Raw genomic sequence first — 21,807 nt, forward strand, 5'->3', positions numbered from 1 at the left:
TTTTTATTGTTAAAAGCCAAAATCAATCATATTTTCTGCAATATCATCAAAGTTCTCTTCAGCTTCACAAGAAAATTCTTGCCAGTTTTCTTCAGACCAGATTTCAATTCGATTGGATACGCCTATAATTGTGCAAGCTTTCTCTAATTTTGCATATTTTCTTAGGTTTGTAGGTAAGTTGATGCGTCCTTGTTTATCAATCTCGCATTCTGTTGCTGCGGAGTAAAAGAAACGGACAAATGTACGAGCGTCTTTCTTTGCTAAAGGCATCTCTTGCATTTTTTCCTCTAGAAGCTCCCATTCAGTTAAAGGATAACCAAACAAACACCCATCCATTCCACGAGTGACAACGAACTTTTCTCCAAGTCCTTCTCGCAGTTTAGCTGGAACGATTAAACGACCTTTTGCGTCGATATTGTGTTGATATTCTCCCATAAACATCATGATCACCTCATTCAACCACTTACTAGGACTAGTCTACCACATTCCCCCACTTTCTACCACAATATCCTTGCCTTTTTTTCATTAAATTATCCATTTTTTAAAAACAAAAAGACTTTTGTTGTTTAATAGCACAAAAGTCTTTCAAAATTTTTATTAAAGAATAAATTGGAGGATAAATACAACAACATAAATCAGCGAAATCACTAAGAAGGCAATTCGCCACAGCATTTTAAAATAGCGTTTATAATTTAACACTTTAAAGTATTTAACATGGAAAACAGCAATTAACATTGCAATTAATAACATCATCAAGCTAAAATATGGTAACAAACTTTCATTTAAAACATTTTTAGAAGTGAAATGAACACTTAATATCAAAATAGGAGTCACTAAATCAGGTGTTCTCAATCCATTTTGATTTGTTAAGTGTCTTTTATTCATAAAAAATTGGATGACACCAAATGATACAAGCGGCAGGATATACCAAACAAATACTAAACCATTCATATTTTTTTACACACCTTTACTAACCTTTATATTTAATAAAATAGTCTTCTGATTACAACACATTATAAGATAATTTACACGCTCATTCAAATTTTTTTATTAAAAATACGTATTTTAATCATTTTTCACTTGAATTCCTAATCCCTTTCATTGTAGACTATTGAGAGGAATACAGAAAGGCGTGTTCAAAATGGCTAAGAAAAAAAAATCAACTTTTGAAAAGATCACTCACATTGTAGTCTGGATTATGATTATCGCAACTGTTGGCGGTATCGGACTAACTGCACTATTACAATTAGGCGTTCTATAATAAAAAGAGGGGCTGTGACGTATTTATGTCACAGCCCCTCTTTTTACAAACTAAACGGTGTCACAGAAGTAGCTTCTTCGGAAATAAGCCGAACACTTCTGTCACAACCTTATTCATGTGCCAATTGCAAAAGCTCTTGTGCATGTTTTAAAGTTAATTCAGTAATTTCGCTTCCCGATAGCATTCTAGCAATTTCTTCAGTCCGCTCATCATGCGCTAATTCTCTAACAGTTGTCTCTGTTCGCTCATCTACAATATGCTTTTCGATAAAGTATTGCGTATCAGCGACTGCTGCAACCTGAGGCAAATGCGAGATACATAAAACTTGCGAATTTTTGCCAATTTGATGGATTTTTTCTGCAATCGCTTGTGCCACTCGGCCACTCACACCCGTATCAACTTCATCAAAAATGATACTTGTAATTGCTTGCGATTGTGAAAAAATTGTTTTTAACGCAAGCATCATTCGTGATAACTCACCGCCAGAGGCAACTTTCACTAATGGTTTTAACGACTCTCCCACATTCGTGGAAATATAAAACTCAACTTTATCACGACCTGTACGATTAAAACTTATCGCATCTTCTTCAAATACCACTTTAAAAACCGTTTTATCCATATACAGCCCTTGCAATTGTTCTAAAATATTGTTTTCTAATTCTATAGCAGTTCGTTTTCGAACATCAGTTAATTGATCAGCCAATTGAATCAACATCGTCTTGGCTTGGTTCAATTCAGCATTTAATTCCTCTAAATTTAATGTCTGATGGCCATTCAATTCTAATTCTTGATCAATTGTTTCGGCATAAGTTAAAACTTCTTCGACAGACTCACCATATTTACGTTTCAATTGACGAATTAAATCTAATCGTGCTTCGACTTCATTCAAACGACTTTCATCTAACTCTAAAGTATCAATTAACCCTGAAATTGTTCCAGCCGCTTCTTGTAGCGTAAAATACGCATTTTTAATCAATCCAGAAGATTCCTCATACACTTCATCTAAAGCTTCAATTGTTTCCATTTCATTCATTGCGATGCCTAAAAGGTTGAGAATTTGATCCTCATCTCCTTCTAAAACGTTATAACTTGTCGTTAAAGCTTGCACAATTCTTTGGAAATTCGCCAATCGTTGTCGTTCAGATTGCAATTCAGCTTCTTCACCTATTTGTAGATTCGCGCTCACAATTTCATCACGTTGAAATTGCAGCATGTCCATCCTTTGAACAAATTCTTTTTCATGCGTTTGATATTTATCTATTTTTTCTTTCAACTCACGATAACGATCATATGTTTTTTGATAGTCATTTAAAACCGAGCTGATTTCCTCACCATTAAACTTGTCCAAAAGACTCAAATGAAAAGCTGCATCCATTAATTCTTGATGTTCATTTTGACCATGAATATCAACTAATTGACGTCCCACTTCTCTTAAAACTTTTGTATTAACAAGCTGCCCATTTATGCGACAAATATTCCGTCCCGACCTAAATATTTCACGTTGTAAAATGATTAAATCATCCGTGACTTCAATGCCATACTCTTGTAAATAATTTTTCATTTTAGTCATCGGTTGTTTGACATAAAAAGCTCCTTCAATCCGACATTTATCTGTCCCATCCCGAATAAAATCGATTGAGCCTCTCCCGCCAACTAATAAACTCATCGCATCAATAATAATGGATTTACCTGCTCCAGTTTCTCCGGTTAGAACAGTCATTCCTTCTTTAAATTGAATGTGTAAGCTTGAAATGATTGCAAAATCTTTAACTGATAATTCTTGAATCATAAAAAACACCACCTAGCTTTGATTATCGGAGGTTATGGAGGCTGCGCTTCGGCATTAAGTCTATCACGATTTTTTGACAAAGACCGTCAAATTATCGTGCTTGCCTTACTGCTCAGCACAAACCGCTTTCTACTCCACCTATTAATTATCGCTCTTTTAGTTTTTGATGTGCTTGTTGTACGACTTCACTTGGTAATATTGTTGCTTGATATTGTCCTAACCCTTCCTTTGCTGGTTTTAAATGAGCTAAAAATTCAATATTACCGTCTCCACCAGTAATTGGTGAAAAATCTAAATTAATGACATTAAACCCAAATTGTGTGATAAACGATAAAACTTCTTCTAAAACAGATAGATGAATTTTAGCATCTCGAATAATTCCTTTTTTGCCAACTTGTTCACGACCAGCTTCAAATTGCGGTTTAATTAATGCGACGACTTCACCATCTTCCGCAAGAATTTCTCTTAACACTGGTAAAATTAGTTTTAACGAAATAAACGAGACATCAATTGTTGCAATCGTCGGTTGACCTAAATCAAAATCTTCTGGTTTAGAATATCTAAAATTAGTCTTTTCCATGACTTTAACACGTTCATCTTGACGTAATTTCCAAGCAAGTTGGTTAGAACCCACGTCTAAAGCATAACTTATTTTCGCACCACTTTGAAGCGCAACGTCAGTGAAGCCACCAGTAGATGAGCCAATATCCAACAAAATACGATTTGAAAAATCAATCGCAAAAACTTCCTTCGCCTTTTCTAATTTCAAACCGCCTCGAGAAACATAAGGGAGTGTTTGTCCTTTAATTTTAAATTCTGTTGTTTCAGGTACCTTTTCTCCCGGTTTGTCATAACGTAAATTATTTTGATCATAGACAATTCCAGCCATAATCGATCGCTTAGCTTTTTCACGCGTTTCAACTAAACCTTGTCTATGTACGAGTACATCAACACGTTCTTTATTTATTTTTTCTTTCATATCACTACCATCAATTCTTTTAAGATATCTTCAAGTAAAGCAACATCATTAACTGCTTCACTTTCCTTAAGTGCAACTAAAAACTCTGCGGCTTTTTTCCCATGATCCTCAAACTCAACTTTAGCACCATCTACTCCTAAAAGCGATACATAAGTGCTTTTATCATGTTCTTGATCCATACCAATTTTTTTACCGATGACTTCTTCGTCACCTAAAACATCTAACAAATCATCTCGAATTTGAAAAGCAATCCCCAAATGATAAGCAAATGATTCAAACAGAGTCATTGTTCGCGTGTCACATCCACAGAATAAACAACCCGCTTTAACTGCAAATTCAATTAAAGCTCCTGTTTTTTTTTGATGCATTTCTTTCAGTTCATCTAATGAAATTTTCTTTTTTTCATTTTGCATATCCATCATTTGACCCGCAATCATTCCGTTAGAACCTGCCGCGCTAGCAAATAATTGTATCAATTGAATTTTGATTTCATCACTTAAAGTTGTCGCTGCAATCAATGCAAAACTTTCAGTTAATAGTGCGTCACCAGCCAAAATAGCTGTTGCTTCACCATAAACTTTATGATTCGTAGGCTTACCACGTCTTAAATCATCATTATCCATCGCTGGTAAGTCATCATGAATTAAAGAATAGCAGTGGGCCATTTCTAGTGCAGATGCAACCTGATAGGCTGATTCCGACAGATTTGATTCAAATGACCGAATTGTAGCTAACATCAGTAATGGTCGGAATCGTTTTCCTCCTGCTAAAATCGAATATGTCATTGATTGTGTTAATTCCTCTGATGACGAGTTTTTTTGTAAAAATCCAACCATGACTTGATCAATTTTTTGTTTTCCATTATGAGAAAATTGAGTAAAATCTACCATAGTTACTCTCCTTTTCCCTCAAACGGAACTTCCTCACCATTCTCAGTTGCAATTAACGTTATTGTTTTTTCTGCTTGAGCTAATGTTTTCTGACATTCTTTACTAATTTCAATTCCTTTTTTAAATTTATCTAAGGCTTCTTCTAAAGGTACTTCGCCCATTTCAAGCTGTTTTACAATATCTTCTAATTCTAACAATGATTCTTCAAAGGTTTGTTTTTTCTTTTCCATGCTAATCTTCCTTTTCCACAATTTCATTAACAGTTGCATTAAACGATCCTTCAGAAAGCGTAACTTTAACGTCTTGGTCAACTTTCAATTTCGAAGTATCTTTAATAATTTCTCCCTCTAACGTAACATAACTATAGCCACGTGTCATCGTTTTTAAAGGGCTTAACATATCTAGACTTTCTATATTTTTTTCAAATAAGTTTTGTTTACTTTCAAATAAATAATGGATTGAACGCAACAATTTTTCTTGATTGTGTTGTAGTTCTATTTGATAATTTGATATTTTTTCTTTTACATTAATTAAATGCAAACGTTGATTTAGTGCATGATATTTTTTATCATTTTCACGAACCTGTTGCTCTGTCGTTTGAATCAAACGACGAGTTAAATCATCAATTTTCAAACTATACGGTTCATAAAGTCTTTGTGGTTGTTTAAACAAAACTGACGATTGCAAATGAAGTAATCGTTGTTTCTCATGTTTAAGTTTAAATTCAAGAATACGATGAATTTTAGCTTCTTGTTCTTTTAATCTAATAATTTCTTCTGTCAAAACCGGTGTTGCAATTTCGGCAGCAGCTGTTGGTGTTGCAGCTCTAACATCTGCAACAAGATCAGCAATGGTTGTATCTGTCTCATGACCAACTGAAGATATGACTGGTGTTCGAGATTCAAAAATCGCTCTCGCAACATTTTCTTCATTAAAAGGCCATAAGTCCTCAATCGATCCACCACCACGCGCAACAATTAATGTATCAAAATCACCTTGTTGATTGACCCGTTGAATTTGCCTTACAATGTCAACGCTTGCTTTATCACCTTGAACCAGCGTTGGAAATAAAACGAGTTGCGTAATCGGATAACGACGTTGAATCGTTGTGATGATATCACGAATAACGGCACCACTTGGGCTAGTAATAACGGCAATCCTTTTAGGATACTTGACTAGAGGTTGTTTATGTTCAACTTTAAATACACCCTCTTGCGTCAGCTTTTTCTTCAGCTCTTCATAAGCTTGGTATAAAGCGCCTACACCCGCTGGCTCCATGTGTTCAACGTAAATTTGATAACTACCACTTGCTTCATATAAGGAAACACGCCCAATGACTAAGACTTTCATCCCTTCTTCTGGCTTGAATTTCAACTTAGCAAAAGATTGTTTAAACATTACTGCTGATATTTTAGCTTTTTCATCCTTTAAACTAAAATACTGATGACTATTTGGTCGATTTCGAAAATTTGAAATTTCTGCTGTTAAATACACACGTTCTAAATACGGATCAACATCAAATTTTCGTTTTAAATACTTTGTTAATGCCGTAACACTAAGATACTGAACATCTGACATTATCTATCACCTATTCTTGCATTGTTAATTGTCTGTTCCATTAACATTGTAATTGTCATTGGTCCAACTCCACCTGGAACAGGCGTAATAAAGCTCGCTTTTGGAAACACATCGTCGTATGCAACGTCACCAACAAGTTTGCCTTCACTATTCCGATTCATACCAACATCAACAACAACCGCTCCATCTTTAACAAAGTCTGCTGTAATCATCTCACACTGACCAATTGCAACAATTAAAATGTCTGCCTGTTGAGTAATTTCTTTCAAATTTTTAGTTTTTGAGTGCGTTACTGTTACTGTAGCATTTTGATGTAATAACAATTGAGACATCGGTTTACCAACAATATTGCTCCGTCCTACGATAACTGCATGCTTTCCTTCTAAGTCAATCTGATAACGGTCTAGCAACGTCATAATTCCATAAGGTGTACATGGTAATTTTTCTGGATGCCCGACAAGTAAATGCCCCATATTTAACGGGTGAAACCCATCAACATCCTTTTCAGGTCCAATCGAAACCAACACTCTTTCTTCATCCATGTGAAGCGGTAGCGGTAGTTGAACTAAAATACCATCGACGGTTGAATCTTGATTTAACTTGTCAATTTCACAGAGTAATTTTTCTTCTGTAATATCTTTCGGAAATTCTTTGACAATAGAATGAAAGCCAATATATTTAGCGGCATTTTCTTTGTTGTTCACATACACTTGGCTCGCTGTATGATCCCCCACTATAATCACGGCTAATTTTGGCAATCTTTTACCACATTTTTTCCAATCTTTCATTTCTTCATGTAGTTCACGTTGAATCTCTTCAGCAATTTTTTTTCCATCCAATACGATTGTCATAGAACCCCTCCATTTTTTTCTTTTAAAAAAAATCGTACAAAACCTTAAAATTTAAGGTTTTATACGATTTTAACAACGTCTAAGCTTGATCTTCCAACGAAGTTAGTATTGATGATAATACCCCATTTACAAAACGACGTGATTCATCATCACTAAACTCTTTCGCTAATTCTAACGCTTCATTTAGAGCTACTTTATTAGGAATATCACTTTGGTACAACATTTCATAGGTTGTTAATCTTAAAATCGCTAAATCAGTTTTAGCTATTCTTTCAAGTTTCCACTTGTTCAAATGTTTACTAATCAAAGCATCAAGTTCACTTTGATGTTCCTTCACACCATTAACAGTAGTCACAACATATTCTGGCAAAACAAACTCATACTCTTCGTCTTCCGCAGATTCAAATAGGTCTAAAACATGGTTAATAGCATCTTCACAAGATAAATCTTCATTGAAAAATTGAATAAAGATACTTTGAAATGCAATTTGTCTTAATTGATGTCTGTTAAAATTCAATTTACGCTTCCTCTTCTTCCGAACCGAATAAATCATCTAAATTTGGCATTGTTGTTTTTTCAGGAACAACACCTACAACATGTACATTGACTTCAGCTAATTCTAAATCTGTCATATACAACACTTGTTGTCTCACTTTTCCTTGCATATCAAGCGCGACTTTAGGTACAGAGATACCATATTCTAAATAGCAGTATAAATCAATTTTGATTTCGCCGTCACTATTTTTTAGCGTTACTCCTTTGTCATGAACAGATCCACCAAATAATTCAGTAACATTACTAGCTAAATTACCGCGCATTGCATAAACACCATCTACTTTTGATGCCGCAATCCCTACAATAATTTCAAGCACCTCTGGGGCAATCACAATTTCGCCACTAACTTCTTGGTTTTGATTGTCTAAAACTAAGTTTTTATTTTCAGCCATGTGTCTTCCTCCTTCATTTTTTTGAGAGACAAATGAACTTCCACACTTTCTCTTCTCGTTATAATTTCAAACGTGTACTTCTATAAAATGATAAGCTCTTTTGGCGATTGTGTCAATCTTTCTACGCCATTTTCTGTAACTAACATATCATCTTCGATTCGAACTCCACCAACACCTGGCACATAAATTCCAGGTTCATCGGTAATCACATTTCCAGGTACAAATGCTTTTTCTGCTGCTTTAGAAACATTTGGTCCTTCATGAATTTCTAAACCAATACCATGACCAGTTGAATGCCCGAATTCTGGACCGTACCCTTTTTCAGTTATGTAGTCACGTGCGACCGCATCTAATTCAATTCCAGTCATTCCAGGTTTCGCTACTTCTAAAACTTTTTCTTGCGCTTCCTTGACGATTTGGTAAATTTCTCTTAATTGATCACTAGGTTCACCTAAGGAAATCGTACGTGTCATATCTGAAACATAGCCTTCATAGTAACAACCAAAGTCGATTGTAATCATGTCACCCATTTCAATCACTTTATCGCTTGCGACACCATGCGGCATCGCAGAACGCAAACCACTAGCTACGATAGTATCAAAAGATACGCCACTCGCACCTTTTGAACGCATAAAGAAATCTAATTCATTAGCAACTTGAATTTCTGTCACACCAGGTTTGATGAATGTTAAAATATGTTCAAAAGCTGCATCTGCAATTTGACATGCTTTTTTAATTGTTTCAATTTCAGTTTCATCTTTAATTTCTCTTAATTCCTCAATTTCCCCAGAAATCGGAATTAAATCAGCTTCGATTAGCATTTCTAAGTTTGCATATTCTTTAAATGAAACGACAGACTCTTCAAAAGCTAAATTCGTTACTTTTTCAGAAGCAACTAAGTCAGCGACTGTTTCAAAAATTGGACCTGTATTTTTTACAATTTTGTAACCTTGACATTGTGTAGCTGCTTGTTCAGTATATCTAAAGTCTGTGATAAAGAAGGCTTCAGTTAGAGTAATTAAAGCGACTCCTGTCGTTCCAGTAAATCCTGTTAAATATCTTAAATTATAAGGATTTGTAATCAAGAATGACGATAATTCTTGCTCTTTCATTATGCTTCGTAAATTTTCAACGCGTTGAATCATTTAATTACCCCTTTTCTTCTATTGTAATATAATCCCTATTATAGCAAAGTGTGTTATCAATTAAAACAATATCTCCAGTTGATTTTTTTAAATGACATATTTTGAAGAATAATGACCAAGTAAAATAAATATTCTTCAAATATTTTACAAAAAAATAGAGATAGACTTCGAAAGTCTATCTCTTTAAAGTTCTTATTTAGCAACAGGGTACACAGAAACTTGTGTTTTGTCACGGCCTTTACGTTCGAAACGTACAACACCTTCAACTTTAGCGTATAAAGTGTCATCGCCTCCACGTCCAACGTTAGTACCTGGGTAAATTTTAGTTCCGCGTTGACGGTATAAAATTGAACCACCAGTAACAGTTTGACCATCAGCGCGTTTTGCACCTAAACGTTTTGATTCTGATTCACGGCCGTTAGTTGTAGAACCCCCACCTTTTTTATGGGCGAATAATTGTAAATTCATTTTCATCATGAGTTACACCTCCTCAATTTCTAGGTAAATCTTACGAATTCAGGATACTCTTTTGCGATATCTCGTAGTCCAATCTGCAAACTATCAGTTAAAAGTTGCACTTTTTCTCTTTGTTCAACTGACAAATCAGCTGGAACAGTTAAAAATAAGTATCCTTCATCACTTTCAACAATCGGTACAGTTTGAGCAAGTTGCTCGATACTGTTCACAGTATTTATTGAAAGACTTGAACAAGCCGCACAGACTAAATCATACCCATAAGGTCCTGATCCAGCATGACCACTCAATTCGAAAGATTGAAAGCAACCTTGATCATCTTGTTTAAATAAGACACGAATCACTAGAAATCCTACTTTCTATTCTCTATAAAATTATGCGTTAATAGCATCGATCATCACTTTTGTATAAGGTTGACGATGTCCTTGTTTACGATGAGAATCTTTTTTAGGTTTATATTTGTAAGTAACAACTTTCTTTTGTTTTCCTTGTTTTTCAACAGTTCCTTCAACAGTTGCTCCTGCTACTAATGGTGAGCCAACTTTTGTTGATTCTCCACCTACTAAAACTACTTCATCAAAGACAACTTTTTCACCAGCTTCTGCGTTTAATTTTTCAACATAGATAGCTTGGCCAACTTCAACTTTAAGTTGTTTTCCACCTGTTTTTACGATAGCGTACATGTATTTCCGCACCTCCTTCATTTGACTTAGACTCGCCGTCATAAGCGACAAAATGTTCTTAATAACTTATTTCGAGCGGTTGTAGTTGTGGTGCACACAATTACAACATTAATATATTATCAGTTTCTTATTTTAAAGTCAATTTAAACTTAAATTTTCTTTAATTGACACTGGCTAGTTTTAAATGGCTAGCTGAATCAATAAAAAAACTGTTTAACCCTACCTCTTCAAATAACTCTGAACGCATTAACTTAACAAAGACAGATGCCATGTAATGGTTAGCGTAAATTTTTCCTTCTTGTACCCAAGATTCAGCAATACCTAATAATGAGTATACAAGATAGTTAGTTAGAAGTTCTTTTGGTAATTTTCTTACCGGATTTGGCGTATTAGCTGATGTATGTTCTAATAAATAGTCATACAATTTGTCGCTAAATAAAATTCGATAATCCTCAGCCTCTGACTCTTTTAATAACGTGATAAAGAACTCTGGTGTTTCACCAATGTTTTCAAATACTTTTTCTAATTGAATATATGGAACACGAGTATCGTCATTTGCACTTACAGCGCTATATTCTACGACTTCAGTGAAGAAATCTTCAATGATTTCTTCCATAATTGTTTCGATAAAAGTCTCTTTATCTTTATAGTGCAGATAAAACGTCCCCCGAGTTACACCTGCTTGATTTGTTAGGTCTTTAATGTTCATTTCACCTAGCGTTCTTGTTACTAATAGTTCTAAAAATGCTTGTCTTAGTTTTTTACGAGTTTTTACTACTCGAGGATCTATTTTCCCCATTATACATTTCCCCCTTGATATGTTTATGTTTACATTCAAAAATCCCCCACAATGATTTTCAAACACACATTTAGGATTATATACCATATATGTTTTTTTGTCTAGTAAAATTGACCTCCTTTGTGTTATGTTTTTGGATATCCCCATTTATTTGATAAATATCAAAAAATCTATTGACTAATTGTTATATTTTAGATATGATATTAATTGTTCTTGAAGAACACTAATTTAAAGCTGTCGCAGTAGCTCAGCTGGATAGAGCATTCGCCTTCTAAGCGAACGGTCGGGGGTTCGAATCCCTCCTGCGACGTAAAAACACACAACAAATTGTTGTGTGTTTTTTTGTCCTTTTTCCATTGAATAATCTTAATAAAAAGACAATTATACTAAGATTATTATGATTATCATTAACAATCAGACTTCTTTTTCACAAAACAGACTAATCGTACAATAGACTTTTTTTAGTATCTTTACTTACTAAGTAATTTTTAGATCCTGTTTCATTCCTTCTATTTCCTATAATTTCTGAGCCTAAACGCAATGGTTATCTAGTCATTTCTAACGAGAAAAACCTCCCTATATTCGACTTTTAGTTCCAGCTATAATTCCTTATCCACTCGTTTAATTAACGTTTGCTTTTTCCATTGTTATTTAATCAAGGTTTCTTCATAAATATACCGCTTACAAAAACTGTCGTTATAATTTCGCCAGTATTTTCTCTAAAAAAAACTTCTGTCTTTATGACTCAGCCTTAAAAGTATTATTCAACATTACTTTTAAGTAGAATTCATAAATCCAGAAGTTTATCTAACCGATGACAATATTTTCTTTAGGATAATTAAAATGTGTCGTTTGTAAATTTGTCTCACCACGTAATAAAGCAAAGCTCACTGTATATAAACCAACTCGTCCGATGAACATTAATGAAGTGATTAGTAATTTACCAAAGACCGTTAAGTCTGGTGTTAAGCCCATTGTTAAGCCCACTGTCGCAAAAGCTGATACTACTTCAAACAATACATATTCAATACCAGAGTTTCTTGGAATCTTTTCAGTCACCATTAGTATTAATGAACTTACTAGACAAATTAATGCTGCTGACGAAACAAAGACAAACGAGCGTACGACTGTTGCTTTTGGTACTGTACGTTCAAAAGCTTCCGCTTCCTCACGACCTTTGAATAAACTGATTGCTTGAATAAATAGCACACCAAGAGTTGTTGTTTTAATACCACCAGCTGTTGAACCAGAAGTTCCACCAACGAACATTAGGATAATTGTTAAAAAGATTCCTGCATAACTAAAATTATTATAATCAAATGAAACAAAACCAGCTGTTCTTGGCGTTACACTTAAAAAGAAACTATTTGCTAAACGAGCTAGCACTGAGTCTGTACCTCTAAAAGCGTCCGTAAAATAAAAAATGACTGTTCCCAAAATCAATAACGTTGCTGTTACAGTTAAAGCTACTTGAGTATGAAATGATAGTTTTTTTTGTTGATGATAATAGATGACATCATGCCAAACAATAAATCCAAAACCACCCGCGATAATTAATAGTGAAATGACAACTAAAACATAAGGTTTATTCGCGTACCCAGTCAAACTTGTCCCAAACAAATCAAAACCAGCATTACAAAATGCTGAAACTGAATGAAAGACACTATAAAACACGCCCGTCGAAATACCATACTCAGGAATAAATTGGAAACTTAACAGCAGTGCCCCTATCAATTGAACGGTTAAAGAAAATTTAAAAATGAATTTCAATAAACGAACAATACCTCCATGACTATCCATATTCAACATATCTTTCATGATCAATCGTGACTGAAATGAAAGTCTTTTTTTAAGCATAATTGCTACCATTAAAAAGACCGTCATAAATCCTAGTCCTCCAACTTCAATCAATAACATCATCACAGTATGACCAAAAGGATTAAACACTTCTGACACATTAATTGGCGTCAATCCAGTTACGCAAACCGATGAAGTTGCAACAAATAAAGCATCAATAAATTTAATTGATTGTCCCGGTTGCTGTGTTATCGGTAGCCAAAATAAAAAAGCACCTAACAAAATGATACCGATAAAAACTAAGGTAATAAACTGAACTGTGCTCATTTTATATCCTTTTGATTTTTTCTTTGCTAACATTAATAATACTCCTCATATAAATTGATAATCACTATTGTACAGGTCACTTTTCAACTATACAACTGCTTTTAAAAAGTTTAATAGATTATTCGAAAAAAAAGACTTACAAAACAAATATATTTCTTGCTTTGTAAGTCTCTACTTATTTTATTCTTCTTCTTCTGCTTCAAAAGCATTGAAAACTTCTTCAATCATGTCCCATTCTGCTTCTGTTTCAATTTCTAAAAGACGACCATCAGCTTCGCCCTCTTCTTGAATATAAGCGTAAGCTAAAAGTTCAACTTCTTCGCCTTCTGGTGTACTAGCATCATATAAAAGTACATAATCTTTGTTAAATTGTTCTTGACCATCAATTGTCATATGAATTCTGAATAGTACTTCATTTCCTTCATCGTCAATTAATGTAATTAAATCATCTACATCGTGATCGTGGTCATGATCATGATCGTGATGATGCTCATGGTTATGGCTCATCGTAATTCCTCTTTTCTTTGTCTTTAAAGACTATTTGCCTCATTATACATTCTAAAAGATAAAAAGGCTATGCTCTTAATTTTTTTTATCTAAATAATTTTGCAAAATCATCACTGCAGCCAACTTATCAATTACTTTCTTACGTTTAGCACGTGATGTATTTGCTTCATCAATTAGCATTCTTTCAGCTTGAACAGTTGTCAGTCGCTCATCTTGATATTGAACTGGCAAATTGAATCGTTCAATTAACATATCGCCATATCTCATTGAAGCTTCTGCTCTCGGGCCTATAGTATTATTCATATTTTTAGGTAGTCCGACAACAAACTCCGTCACTTGATACTCGGCAACTAATTCTGCTACACGGTCGATACCAAATTCTTCTTCATCTTCATTAATCTTGATAATTTCAATGCCTTGTGCTGTCCAACCTAATGGATCGCTGACTGCAATACCGACTGTTCTTGAGCCAACATCTAATCCCATTAATCTCATAGTGTATCGATACCGTAATGAGATAGATATTCTTTAACTAATTCTTCCATGATTTCATCGCGTTCATGACGACGAATAAGGTTTCTAGCATCTTGATAACGTGGGATATATGCCGGATCTCCAGAAAGTAAATAGCCGACAATTTGGTTAATCGGGTTATAGCCTTTTTCTTTTAATGCTTGATAAACAATAGCTAATGTTTCACTAACTTCTTTTTTATTATTATCATTAAAGTCAAAACGAACAGTTTCATCTGTAAAACTCATCGAATCGCCTCCATTCCATTTTCTTTCTCTATTTTACCGCAAAGTGTTCAAAACAACAATTGATAGCCTTATTGATTTTAATGTTCGAAGACTGAACCCACTTCGTAATCCATAGAAAGCTCTAAAATGCCACGTTTGGTTGGTGCATTTGGTAGCCCAAGTTCTTTTGCCGAACAAATCATACCATTACTTTTTTCGCCACGAAGTTCTCCCGGCCAAATAATTAGACCATCAGGCATCATTGCACCAACTTTGGCAACAACGACTTTTAAACCTGCTTTTATATTTGGTGCACCACAAACAATTTGTACAACCTCGCCATTATCCACTTCAGTTTGCGTAATATTTAAGTGGTCTGAATCTGGGTGTGGCACACATGATTTAACAAAGCCAACAACGAATTTAGGGGAATCATCAAAAATTATTTGATCTGCAAAGCCTGCTTGTTCAACTAATTCTTGAACTTCAGTTTTTTGCTGATCAGTTAAAAAAATCTGTCCATTTCCTGATAAATCTGTGAGGTGTTTCGACGCAGAAAATATGTTCCAACCTAAAACTTCACCTGTTTCAGCTGCACATACTTTTGTTACGTCTCCTTTACGTTCAAATTTAATTTCTTGACCCGCATCGTTAGCAACGACACAAAGTAAGCAATCACCAACCGCTTCTAAATTATAACTTGTTATCATTAAAAAAATTCCTTTCTTTCTAAACTCAAAAGAAGAAGGTTAGATAAATGACTCCTATCCAGCCTTCTCTTTTTGATCAAATGACTTAGTTTTATGATCCTGGTCTAACAACAAGAACGTCACATGGTGCTGTACGGATAATGTGATCACTCACACTTCCCATTACCAAACGTTCCACTGCGTTTAAACCAGATTGTCCAACCATGATTAAATCAGCATTAAATCTCTCTGGTAATTCTTTCGCCATCAAGACTTTGGGTGAACCAAATTCTAAGATTGTTTCAACATTTTCATAGCCTAAGTTTTTTGCTAATTCTTTATACATTGCAAGTAAATCTTTAGAGTTATCTGTTTCTTCTTGCACAACATCTGGACTAAATGTAGAGAAAGCCATTGTTCCCCCATACACTCGGTTCTCAATAATATGTGCAACGATAATTTTTGCGTCATTTCTCTTTGCAACCGCCACCGCTTTTTCAAAAGCTAATTTTGCTTGCTCACTACCATCTGTACCTACTAAAATTGTTTGATATTCTTGTGACTCTAACATAATAATCCTCCTCTACACTGATTGTATAAATGAAATAATTTCTTCCTTAGTTTTACGGTCTTTACTTACAAAGCGACCTTTTTCTTGGCCATTTTCCAAAACAATAAAGCTTGGAATGCCAAAGACATTCATCTCTTGACAGACATCAATAAATTGATCACGATCAAGTTGAACGAATTCTGCATCCGGAAAAGTTGCTTCAATTGAAGCCATATGTGGCTTGATAACCACACAATCTGGACACCAGTCGGCGGTAAAGAATAAAATCTTAAGACCTGTTTCTTTCATTACATTAAATTCTTCAAGGGTATTTGGTATTAACATTGAAATCCCTACTTCCCATAAATAATTGTATTGACTGTACTTCGATCTAATGATTTTAATAATTGAAGCACCATTTCACGTGCTGCTTCGTAATCCTTAATACTAAACATTGTTTGGTGTGTATGAATATAACGACCTGGTACACCAATTACAGCACTAGGCACACCATCATTTGCAAGATGAGCTGCACCAGCATCTGTTCCACCTTTTGAAACAAAATATTGATAAGGAATACGGTGATCTTCTGCTGTTTCTAAAATATAATCTCTCATCCTTGGCAACATAATCATGCCTGGGTCAAAGAATCGTAATAAGAACCCACCATCCAAGCAACCATTGGCATCTTTTTTGCCTTCCAAATCATCTGCAGGTGAACAATCAATCGCAAAGAATAAGTCAGGTTTAAATTGGTGTGTTGATACTTTAGCACCGCGTAAACCAACTTCTTCTTGAACATTCGCTCCTGCAATTAATGTGTTTGGTAAAGAAGTACCTTGTAATTCTTCTAAAACATCTAATAAAAGTGTACAACCATAACGATTATCCCACGCCTTACTAATGATTCGTTTACCGTTTGCTGTTTGAATCGTTTCAACATCAGGAACAATTGTATCACCAGGTCGAACGCCAAATTCCATTGCTTCATCTCTTGAAATAAAGCCAGCATCAAATAAAATTTCTGATACATCCGGTGCTTTGCCACCTGAAGTGCCACGTAATAGATGTGGCGGTATTGAAGACGAAATAACTGGATAATCGCCTTGCTTAGTTTGTAAGGTAAAACGTTGCGCTGACACCACATAAGGATTCCAACCACCTAGAGGTACAACTGTAAACATACCATTATCCTTAATTTGTGAAACCATGAAGCCAACTTCATCCATATGCGCAGCTAACATAATGCGAGGTGCATCTTCTGTGCTACTTTTTTTGATTCCAAAAATGCCGCCTAAACCATCGTATTCTACTTTATCTACAAGTGGCGTCATTTCTTTTGCTAATAATTGACGAACATTTTCTTCATGACCACTTGTGCCTTGAATTTCCGTCAGTTGCTTAATGCGTTGAAATAATTTATCTTCCATAATTTCCTATCCCAAATAAAAAACTGGGAGGATCCACCTCACTTTCTACAACTTAATTATAACACAAGATAGTGTATCTCTTACACCGTAAATCATTACCGATCTTCGTTGTTCTCTCAATACAAGGTTTTTACTGTTTATTTTCCTTATTTATGCTACAATAATTGTGATAAACAACGAAGGAGGGTATCGAATGTTTACAAGTAAACGTAAAAAACAATCTAACTTTCAAGATGGGTTAACAGCTGGTGTTGGCGTTGGTTTAATTATCGGCCTTGCTAGCGGTGCGCTCGCAACCTATTGGTATAAAAAGAATCGAACTTTATCTGCAGATGACATTTTAGAACAAGTAAAAACTGCCTTTTTACAAGAAGGACCAATTGAAGGTTCTTGGATTCACTTCAAAAAAGAACCTGCTCAAAAATTTGCAATTAAATCAAAAGTTTATACTGGTGGTATTTCACGAATCGAAGATGGTGATTTAGCGCAATATGAATTTATTGCGGATGCCCATACAGGATCAATTGTTGACATCTATCGTCTATAATTAGCATCTCTAATACATGTTCATAAGTCAAAAGAGGTTAACCTAGAATTAGTAGGTTAACCTCTTTTTTAATTAAATTTGGCTTCTAATCGGTAAATCGGCTGTCCTTTTTTCGAGAATTTTTCTTCATACTCAGTCATCACATTACCCTCAAATTGGCTATCGTGTAAATTAAGCCATACTTTTTGTAATGTCATACCATATTGCGATAGACTTCCTAACGAATATTCAAATAATCCTTGATTATCTGTTTTAAAGTGCAGTTCAGCTTCAGGTTGCGCAATTTTTTCATAAACTTGTAAAAAGTTTTTATGCGTCAAACGTCTCTTCTCATGACGCGTTTTCGGCCATGGATCTGAAAAATTAAGATAAACCTGAGCAATTTCACCTGTTTCAAAATATTCATCAAGATCCGCACCATTCACTAGTAATAACTGTAAATTTGGTAATTCTTCTTCAAGTTGTTTTTCTAAAATTGAAATAATGGCATTTGTTTGCAGCTCAATTGCAATGTAATTAATTTCTGGATTAGCTTTAGCCATACCCACAATAAATTGACCTTTACCACTACCTACTTCAATATGAATCGGGTGCGGTTTTTCAAAACGCTGCTGCCATTTGCCTTTCCAGTCAGTACCATCCATCAATATATATTGTGGTGAATTTTTAATTGTATCTAGTGCCCCCGGTTTGTTTCTAAGTCTCATCCCAAAATCTCCTTTAAAAAAAGGCTAACTTTATGTTGTCAGCCTTATCATTATTTAAATTATTTTTCTTGTTTGCTTACTGGAAGAAAGTTTGTATCTTTCTCTTTCTTAATAATCAGAAAATCAAGCACTAAAAATCTCTTCTAATCTTAACAAACAACGATTTAGTTCATCATGCTCTTCATTTAAAAAGCTACGTTTCGTTTGCATCAATAAACTCATACCCGCATACCAATATACTCTTTCATACAAGTAATCAACACGATCTGTTTGATATAAAGACAACCAATCTGACCAATCTTCTTTTGCAACATACTGTCCTAAAATAGTACCTAAGTCAAGTGCAGGATCACATAAAACTGAATAATCCCAGTCAACCAAATATAAATTATCATCACTTGATATCAACCAATTTTGCCGAATCGCATCACCGTGACAAGCTACATAATGTGACGGCTGATAATAAGGTAAATGGTCTTCTAAATATTTAAAAACTTTCATTAAAAGTTTATTTTCTTTCAACGGACGCGGTAAATTAGTCACATATTCGCTTAAAAAATCAAAGGCACTTTTTTCACTGCCTTCCATCCTCTTCAGCATTGATTTTAATGATTTCGAATGGTGTAAATGCGTCAAAATGCGAATAACTTCTAAATTACTCGCCATCTCTTCCTTAGTAAGTTGTCTGCCGTCAAACCATTCTTGAGCAGTTACAATATCACCATTGCCTGTTCTTCTTGTCCAAAGAAGCTTCGGTGTTAGCCCTTCTCGAGACAAAGCGGCCAAAAAAGGAGTTGAGTTACGTTTCAAGAACACTTCTTCTTGATCTTTAACTCCCTTGTATGCTTTACCAGTATCTCCTTTCAGCGGTTGGAGATTCCAGTTTTCATCAAATTTAAATATCACTTTCTCTTCTCCTCCACCGTACACGTTTTACAACCACTCCACTCACTCAAAATTAAGAATTCGACCACTAGTATATCACATAATATTATGTGATACTTTTCAAAATAATTATTTTTTAACTTTTTTTATTCGTTTCGCTAGATAAAAATAGAAAAAGATTAAGTATTCTGCAATCATTGCAGCCACAAAAATTCCTAGATTTATTATCGTTGGTTTAGAAAGCGCGAAGAATATGGTAAACAAGGCCGCCACGACTAATGAGACCTGACTCAACAATTTCTTAACCGCTAGCTCTTTTTGTTTCTCGGCAACCGGATAAAGATGGCTCATTAACATGTAATCAAACGCATTGTAAATTGGTATTAATTGGAACACAATTAAATACATAAATAAAACAGCAAGTCCGACTTGAAGCCATTGATTTGTCACCGTTAAAACTAACAAACAACCAATAATCGTTAACCGTAGGACTAAACTGATATATTCAGAGCCTCTTAAAAAGACACGTACATATAAATAGTAAAATGTATTACTTTGTTTTAACTCTATTTTTGCTAACCATTTATCTAAATAACGACGACGCTTCACTTCACCAGAAAGATTTGGCACATCAACGAATAAATTAATAAATCGATAAAGACGTTTCATTCTTTTGGTTTCAACGTCTAAAGCCTGTGACCAATTAAGCGGGTTGTTTTTCCAAGTTGTTTTCAATATTTTTAGAAATAATAAAAATATTAAAAGAGAAAGTATCATACCACTGATTGGATGAAGATACAAGGTTAAACCAAGTGTTATTGCAGATAAAACAAACCAAATTAATTGTAAAGTGGTCTTTTTTGGGGGTTCCTCATTATAAAGAGCTGTTAATTGAATTATCAAATCACTAGCTTTTAAACTACAACTAATGAGAACAAAAAGAATAAAATCTAATAAACTAAAAGAATCAGATGCTAACAGTGCTGGAAACAAAACACCCAATATTAGTCCTAGCAAAACCGTTGGAAAAATTAATGAGTATTGAAATACTTTCTTAAAATATTCTGGCATTTTCCATTCTTTTGCAAGTAAAAACACCTGATCTGCTTCCACCAGTAGTGTTGCCAACTGGCCCATAAATAGACTCAATAGCCAAATAACAATCACAACGGGTTTAACCCAAACAAGTTGCGTTTCGCTCAATGCTTTAATAAAACCTGAGTAATAAAGCGCAAGGCCGCCTAGTGCAAACGTACATACTAAAATAAAATGGTCATTCAAAATATACTTCAGATATTTCATCATTTTTTTCTGATGTTTTGCTAAACGATTTTTATAAATTAAAGGCATCAAATCAATCAACCACCTTTTCTTTCGTTAAAGATAAATAAATATCGTCCAACGATGAATCCGGTAAATCAAATTGTTCGCGCAGTTCATCAATAGTACCCAAAGCATTGATTGCCCCTTCATGAAGGACAACAAAACGATCACAATATTTTTCGGCTGTTGCTAAAATATGTGTCGACATTAAAATAGCCGCACCATTGCGACACATTTCTTGCATCAATTCTAATAACGCGTTAATTGCTAACGGATCTAAACCTAAAAACGGTTCATCAATAATATATAAACTGGGTTGTACTAAAAAAGCACACAACACCATCACTTTTTGCTTCATACCTTTAGAAAAGTGAATTGGAAACCAATCTAATTTATTCTCAAGTCGAAAGGTTTTTAATAATTTATCTGCTCTTTTAAATGCTTCATCTATTGGAATATCATACGCCATTGCCGTTACTTCAATGTGTTCTCTTAACGTTAGTTCATCATAAAGCACTGGCGTTTCCGGAATATAACCGATTTTTTTTCGATAGTTTTCTGGGTCTGCTTTTAAAGACAGGTCATCAATTAATATCTCGCCTTCTTTTTGATTCAATAAACCAATGATGTGTTTAATTGCTGTACTCTTGCCGGCACCATTCAGACCAATTAAACCAACGAGTTCACCAGATTTCACTTCGAAATTAACATCTTTTAAAACTGAAACATGGCCATAGCCACCAGTTAAATGCATTACCTTTAAAGTCATAAAATAATCCTCCATTATTGTCTAAAATAAGTATAACATACCTCACTATGGTTCATTCAATATTAACTAAAGATATTTTACCATTTCAACTGATTTTTATGGTAATGTTAAAGAAGAAAAAAGAATAAAATTAGGAGGTT

29 protein-coding genes, 1 tRNA gene and 1 other annotated feature are annotated in these 21,807 nt (G+C 34.5%); of the genes, 3 read left to right on the forward strand and 27 right to left on the reverse strand.

Annotated elements, in window-relative coordinates:
- Window positions 1–9 precede the first annotated feature (9 nt).
- Together mraZ and ESZ54_RS07780 are read right to left on the reverse strand one after the other, a co-directional pair.
- The gene (mraZ, locus tag ESZ54_RS07775) at window positions 10–441 is read right to left on the reverse strand and encodes a division/cell wall cluster transcriptional repressor MraZ (RefSeq protein WP_136137102.1); all 432 of its coding nucleotides are present in this window, start codon (window positions 439–441) and stop codon (window positions 10–12) included.
- A 156-nt stretch (window positions 442–597) separates the two neighbouring features.
- A complete protein-coding gene (locus ESZ54_RS07780) occupies window positions 598–951 on the reverse strand; it encodes a DUF3397 domain-containing protein (protein ID WP_136137103.1) in 354 nt (117 codons plus the stop codon).
- 190 nt (window positions 952–1,141) lie between these two features.
- Here ESZ54_RS07780 and ESZ54_RS07785 point away from each other — a divergent pair, with 190 nt between their 5' ends.
- The gene (locus tag ESZ54_RS07785; protein ID WP_136137104.1) at window positions 1,142–1,261 is read left to right on the forward strand and encodes a DUF4044 domain-containing protein; all 120 of its coding nucleotides are present in this window, start codon (window positions 1,142–1,144) and stop codon (window positions 1,259–1,261) included.
- 109 nt (window positions 1,262–1,370) lie between these two features.
- Here ESZ54_RS07785 and recN read toward each other — a convergent pair whose 3' ends face one another.
- From recN to ESZ54_RS07850, 13 genes are all read right to left on the reverse strand, one after another.
- Window positions 1,371–3,050, reverse strand: a complete 1,680-nt coding sequence (gene recN / locus ESZ54_RS07790; RefSeq protein ID WP_136137105.1) for a DNA repair protein RecN — start codon at window positions 3,048–3,050, stop codon at window positions 1,371–1,373.
- A gap of 145 nt (window positions 3,051–3,195) precedes the next feature.
- The gene (locus ESZ54_RS07795; RefSeq protein ID WP_136137272.1) at window positions 3,196–4,017 is read right to left on the reverse strand and encodes a TlyA family RNA methyltransferase; all 822 of its coding nucleotides are present in this window, start codon (window positions 4,015–4,017) and stop codon (window positions 3,196–3,198) included.
- 8 nt (window positions 4,018–4,025) lie between these two features.
- Window positions 4,026–4,919, reverse strand: a complete 894-nt coding sequence (locus tag ESZ54_RS07800) for a polyprenyl synthetase family protein (RefSeq protein ID WP_136137106.1) — start codon at window positions 4,917–4,919, stop codon at window positions 4,026–4,028.
- 2 nt (window positions 4,920–4,921) lie between these two features.
- The gene (locus tag ESZ54_RS07805) at window positions 4,922–5,149 is read right to left on the reverse strand and encodes an exodeoxyribonuclease VII small subunit (RefSeq protein ID WP_136137107.1); all 228 of its coding nucleotides are present in this window, start codon (window positions 5,147–5,149) and stop codon (window positions 4,922–4,924) included.
- A gap of 1 nt (window position 5,150) precedes the next feature.
- Window positions 5,151–6,497 (reverse strand): exodeoxyribonuclease VII large subunit, encoded by a 1,347-nt coding sequence (xseA, locus tag ESZ54_RS07810; protein ID WP_136137108.1) that lies wholly within the window; start codon window positions 6,495–6,497, stop codon window positions 5,151–5,153.
- A complete protein-coding gene (folD, locus tag ESZ54_RS07815) occupies window positions 6,497–7,348 on the reverse strand; it encodes a bifunctional methylenetetrahydrofolate dehydrogenase/methenyltetrahydrofolate cyclohydrolase FolD (protein WP_136137109.1) in 852 nt (283 codons plus the stop codon). The genes xseA and folD overlap by 1 nt, the downstream gene beginning before the upstream one ends.
- Window positions 7,349–7,427: 79 nt before the next feature.
- Complete coding sequence (gene nusB / locus ESZ54_RS07820) at window positions 7,428–7,865, reverse strand: transcription antitermination factor NusB (protein ID WP_239433775.1); 438 nt, start codon at window positions 7,863–7,865, stop codon at window positions 7,428–7,430.
- 1 nt (window position 7,866) lies between these two features.
- Window positions 7,867–8,295 (reverse strand): Asp23/Gls24 family envelope stress response protein, encoded by a 429-nt coding sequence (locus ESZ54_RS07825; RefSeq protein ID WP_136137111.1) that lies wholly within the window; start codon window positions 8,293–8,295, stop codon window positions 7,867–7,869.
- Between the two features lie 80 nt (window positions 8,296–8,375).
- Window positions 8,376–9,440 carry a M24 family metallopeptidase gene (locus tag ESZ54_RS07830; protein WP_136137112.1) on the reverse strand — a complete coding sequence of 355 codons (1,065 nt, stop codon included), beginning with the start codon at window positions 9,438–9,440 and terminating at the stop codon, window positions 8,376–8,378.
- Window positions 9,441–9,632: 192 nt separating this feature from the next.
- Window positions 9,633–9,908 carry a 50S ribosomal protein L27 gene (rpmA, locus tag ESZ54_RS07835; protein ID WP_455350413.1) on the reverse strand — a complete coding sequence of 92 codons (276 nt, stop codon included), beginning with the start codon at window positions 9,906–9,908 and terminating at the stop codon, window positions 9,633–9,635.
- 29 nt (window positions 9,909–9,937) lie between these two features.
- Window positions 9,938–10,258 (reverse strand): ribosomal-processing cysteine protease Prp, encoded by a 321-nt coding sequence (locus tag ESZ54_RS07840; RefSeq protein WP_239433776.1) that lies wholly within the window; start codon window positions 10,256–10,258, stop codon window positions 9,938–9,940.
- A gap of 30 nt (window positions 10,259–10,288) precedes the next feature.
- Window positions 10,289–10,597, reverse strand: coding sequence for a 50S ribosomal protein L21 (rplU, locus tag ESZ54_RS07845; RefSeq protein WP_136137114.1), 309 nt, complete (start codon window positions 10,595–10,597; stop codon window positions 10,289–10,291).
- 18 nt (window positions 10,598–10,615) lie between these two features.
- Window positions 10,616–10,688: a sequence feature (ribosomal protein L21 leader region), on the reverse strand.
- Between the two features lie 69 nt (window positions 10,689–10,757).
- Window positions 10,758–11,396, reverse strand: coding sequence for a TetR/AcrR family transcriptional regulator (locus ESZ54_RS07850; protein ID WP_162615133.1), 639 nt, complete (start codon window positions 11,394–11,396; stop codon window positions 10,758–10,760).
- Window positions 11,397–11,632: 236 nt separating this feature from the next.
- Here ESZ54_RS07850 and ESZ54_RS07855 point away from each other — a divergent pair.
- Window positions 11,633–11,706 (forward strand) — tRNA-Arg (locus ESZ54_RS07855).
- A gap of 497 nt (window positions 11,707–12,203) precedes the next feature.
- Here ESZ54_RS07855 and ESZ54_RS07860 read toward each other — a convergent pair.
- The 8 genes from ESZ54_RS07860 to pepA all read right to left on the reverse strand — a co-directional run bounded on the left by ESZ54_RS07860 (window position 12,204) and on the right by pepA (window position 17,436).
- Window positions 12,204–13,553 (reverse strand): TrkH family potassium uptake protein, encoded by a 1,350-nt coding sequence (locus tag ESZ54_RS07860; protein ID WP_136137116.1) that lies wholly within the window; start codon window positions 13,551–13,553, stop codon window positions 12,204–12,206.
- Window positions 13,554–13,700: 147 nt separating this feature from the next.
- On the reverse strand, window positions 13,701–14,027 hold the full coding sequence (locus ESZ54_RS07865) for a DUF1292 domain-containing protein (RefSeq protein WP_136137117.1): 327 nt from the start codon (window positions 14,025–14,027) through the stop codon (window positions 13,701–13,703).
- Between the two features lie 75 nt (window positions 14,028–14,102).
- Window positions 14,103–14,522 (reverse strand): Holliday junction resolvase RuvX, encoded by a 420-nt coding sequence (gene ruvX, locus ESZ54_RS07870; RefSeq protein WP_136137118.1) that lies wholly within the window; start codon window positions 14,520–14,522, stop codon window positions 14,103–14,105.
- The gene (locus tag ESZ54_RS07875; protein WP_136137119.1) at window positions 14,519–14,788 is read right to left on the reverse strand and encodes an IreB family regulatory phosphoprotein; all 270 of its coding nucleotides are present in this window, start codon (window positions 14,786–14,788) and stop codon (window positions 14,519–14,521) included. Before ESZ54_RS07875 ends, ruvX begins: the two co-directional genes overlap by 4 nt.
- Before the next feature lie 77 nt (window positions 14,789–14,865).
- Entirely contained in the window at window positions 14,866–15,477 is a 612-nt protein-coding gene (gene ytpR, locus ESZ54_RS07880) for a YtpR family tRNA-binding protein (RefSeq protein ID WP_136137120.1), read from the reverse strand.
- Window positions 15,478–15,568: 91 nt separating this feature from the next.
- Window positions 15,569–16,027, reverse strand: coding sequence for a universal stress protein (locus ESZ54_RS07885; protein WP_136137121.1), 459 nt, complete (start codon window positions 16,025–16,027; stop codon window positions 15,569–15,571).
- 12 nt (window positions 16,028–16,039) lie between these two features.
- Window positions 16,040–16,351 (reverse strand): thioredoxin family protein, encoded by a 312-nt coding sequence (locus ESZ54_RS07890; protein ID WP_136137122.1) that lies wholly within the window; start codon window positions 16,349–16,351, stop codon window positions 16,040–16,042.
- An 8-nt stretch (window positions 16,352–16,359) separates the two neighbouring features.
- On the reverse strand, window positions 16,360–17,436 hold the full coding sequence (gene pepA / locus ESZ54_RS07895) for a glutamyl aminopeptidase (RefSeq protein ID WP_136137123.1): 1,077 nt from the start codon (window positions 17,434–17,436) through the stop codon (window positions 16,360–16,362).
- Window positions 17,437–17,629: 193 nt separating this feature from the next.
- Here pepA and ESZ54_RS07900 point away from each other — a divergent pair, with 193 nt between their 5' ends.
- Complete coding sequence (locus ESZ54_RS07900; RefSeq protein ID WP_136137124.1) at window positions 17,630–17,983, forward strand: PepSY domain-containing protein; 354 nt, start codon at window positions 17,630–17,632, stop codon at window positions 17,981–17,983.
- A gap of 68 nt (window positions 17,984–18,051) precedes the next feature.
- Here the strand turns inward: ESZ54_RS07900 and trmB are convergent, their stop codons facing one another.
- From trmB to ESZ54_RS07920, 4 genes are all read right to left on the reverse strand, one after another.
- Window positions 18,052–18,690, reverse strand: a complete 639-nt coding sequence (trmB, locus tag ESZ54_RS07905) for a tRNA (guanosine(46)-N7)-methyltransferase TrmB (RefSeq protein ID WP_136137125.1) — start codon at window positions 18,688–18,690, stop codon at window positions 18,052–18,054.
- A 123-nt stretch (window positions 18,691–18,813) separates the two neighbouring features.
- A complete protein-coding gene (locus tag ESZ54_RS07910; RefSeq protein ID WP_162615134.1) occupies window positions 18,814–19,596 on the reverse strand; it encodes a phosphotransferase family protein in 783 nt (260 codons plus the stop codon).
- Window positions 19,597–19,704: 108 nt separating this feature from the next.
- Window positions 19,705–20,925, reverse strand: coding sequence for an ABC transporter permease (locus ESZ54_RS07915; protein ID WP_136137127.1), 1,221 nt, complete (start codon window positions 20,923–20,925; stop codon window positions 19,705–19,707).
- Window positions 20,926–20,929: 4 nt separating this feature from the next.
- Complete coding sequence (locus ESZ54_RS07920; RefSeq protein WP_136137128.1) at window positions 20,930–21,667, reverse strand: ABC transporter ATP-binding protein; 738 nt, start codon at window positions 21,665–21,667, stop codon at window positions 20,930–20,932.
- Between the last annotated feature and the right edge of the window lie 140 nt (window positions 21,668–21,807).

The organism is Vagococcus silagei (assembly GCF_004795745.1).
GTDB lineage: Bacteria > Bacillota > Bacilli > Lactobacillales > Vagococcaceae > Vagococcus > Vagococcus silagei.

What these genes read in the sequence shown, in the direction of transcription:
- mraZ (WP_136137102.1), bottom strand. Translation starts at nt 441, where the DNA reads ATGTTTATGGGAGAATATCAACACAATATCGACGCAAAAGGTCGTTTA.
- ESZ54_RS07780 (WP_136137103.1), bottom strand. Translation starts at nt 951, where the DNA reads ATGAATGGTTTAGTATTTGTTTGGTATATCCTGCCGCTTGTATCATTT.
- ESZ54_RS07785 (WP_136137104.1), top strand. Translation starts at nt 1,142, where the DNA reads ATGGCTAAGAAAAAAAAATCAACTTTTGAAAAGATCACTCACATTGTA.
- recN (WP_136137105.1), bottom strand. Translation starts at nt 3,050, where the DNA reads ATGATTCAAGAATTATCAGTTAAAGATTTTGCAATCATTTCAAGCTTA.
- ESZ54_RS07800 (WP_136137106.1), bottom strand. Translation starts at nt 4,919, where the DNA reads ATGGTAGATTTTACTCAATTTTCTCATAATGGAAAACAAAAAATTGAT.
- ESZ54_RS07805 (WP_136137107.1), bottom strand. Translation starts at nt 5,149, where the DNA reads ATGGAAAAGAAAAAACAAACCTTTGAAGAATCATTGTTAGAATTAGAA.
- xseA (WP_136137108.1), bottom strand. Translation starts at nt 6,497, where the DNA reads ATGTCAGATGTTCAGTATCTTAGTGTTACGGCATTAACAAAGTATTTA.
- folD (WP_136137109.1), bottom strand. Translation starts at nt 7,348, where the DNA reads ATGACAATCGTATTGGATGGAAAAAAAATTGCTGAAGAGATTCAACGT.
- ESZ54_RS07825 (WP_136137111.1), bottom strand. Translation starts at nt 8,295, where the DNA reads ATGGCTGAAAATAAAAACTTAGTTTTAGACAATCAAAACCAAGAAGTT.
- ESZ54_RS07830 (WP_136137112.1), bottom strand. Translation starts at nt 9,440, where the DNA reads ATGATTCAACGCGTTGAAAATTTACGAAGCATAATGAAAGAGCAAGAA.
- rpmA (WP_455350413.1), bottom strand. Translation starts at nt 9,908, where the DNA reads ATGAATTTACAATTATTCGCCCATAAAAAAGGTGGGGGTTCTACAACT.
- rplU (WP_136137114.1), bottom strand. Translation starts at nt 10,597, where the DNA reads ATGTACGCTATCGTAAAAACAGGTGGAAAACAACTTAAAGTTGAAGTT.
- ESZ54_RS07850 (WP_162615133.1), bottom strand. Translation starts at nt 11,396, where the DNA reads ATGGGGAAAATAGATCCTCGAGTAGTAAAAACTCGTAAAAAACTAAGA.
- ESZ54_RS07860 (WP_136137116.1), bottom strand. Translation starts at nt 13,553, where the DNA reads ATGTTAGCAAAGAAAAAATCAAAAGGATATAAAATGAGCACAGTTCAG.
- ESZ54_RS07865 (WP_136137117.1), bottom strand. Translation starts at nt 14,027, where the DNA reads ATGAGCCATAACCATGAGCATCATCACGATCATGATCATGACCACGAT.
- ruvX (WP_136137118.1), bottom strand. Translation starts at nt 14,522, where the DNA reads ATGAGATTAATGGGATTAGATGTTGGCTCAAGAACAGTCGGTATTGCA.
- ESZ54_RS07875 (WP_136137119.1), bottom strand. Translation starts at nt 14,788, where the DNA reads ATGAGTTTTACAGATGAAACTGTTCGTTTTGACTTTAATGATAATAAT.
- ytpR (WP_136137120.1), bottom strand. Translation starts at nt 15,477, where the DNA reads ATGATAACAAGTTATAATTTAGAAGCGGTTGGTGATTGCTTACTTTGT.
- ESZ54_RS07885 (WP_136137121.1), bottom strand. Translation starts at nt 16,027, where the DNA reads ATGTTAGAGTCACAAGAATATCAAACAATTTTAGTAGGTACAGATGGT.
- ESZ54_RS07890 (WP_136137122.1), bottom strand. Translation starts at nt 16,351, where the DNA reads ATGTTAATACCAAATACCCTTGAAGAATTTAATGTAATGAAAGAAACA.
- pepA (WP_136137123.1), bottom strand. Translation starts at nt 17,436, where the DNA reads ATGGAAGATAAATTATTTCAACGCATTAAGCAACTGACGGAAATTCAA.
- ESZ54_RS07900 (WP_136137124.1), top strand. Translation starts at nt 17,630, where the DNA reads ATGTTTACAAGTAAACGTAAAAAACAATCTAACTTTCAAGATGGGTTA.
- trmB (WP_136137125.1), bottom strand. Translation starts at nt 18,690, where the DNA reads ATGAGACTTAGAAACAAACCGGGGGCACTAGATACAATTAAAAATTCA.
- ESZ54_RS07915 (WP_136137127.1), bottom strand. Translation starts at nt 20,925, where the DNA reads ATGCCTTTAATTTATAAAAATCGTTTAGCAAAACATCAGAAAAAAATG.
- ESZ54_RS07920 (WP_136137128.1), bottom strand. Translation starts at nt 21,667, where the DNA reads ATGACTTTAAAGGTAATGCATTTAACTGGTGGCTATGGCCATGTTTCA.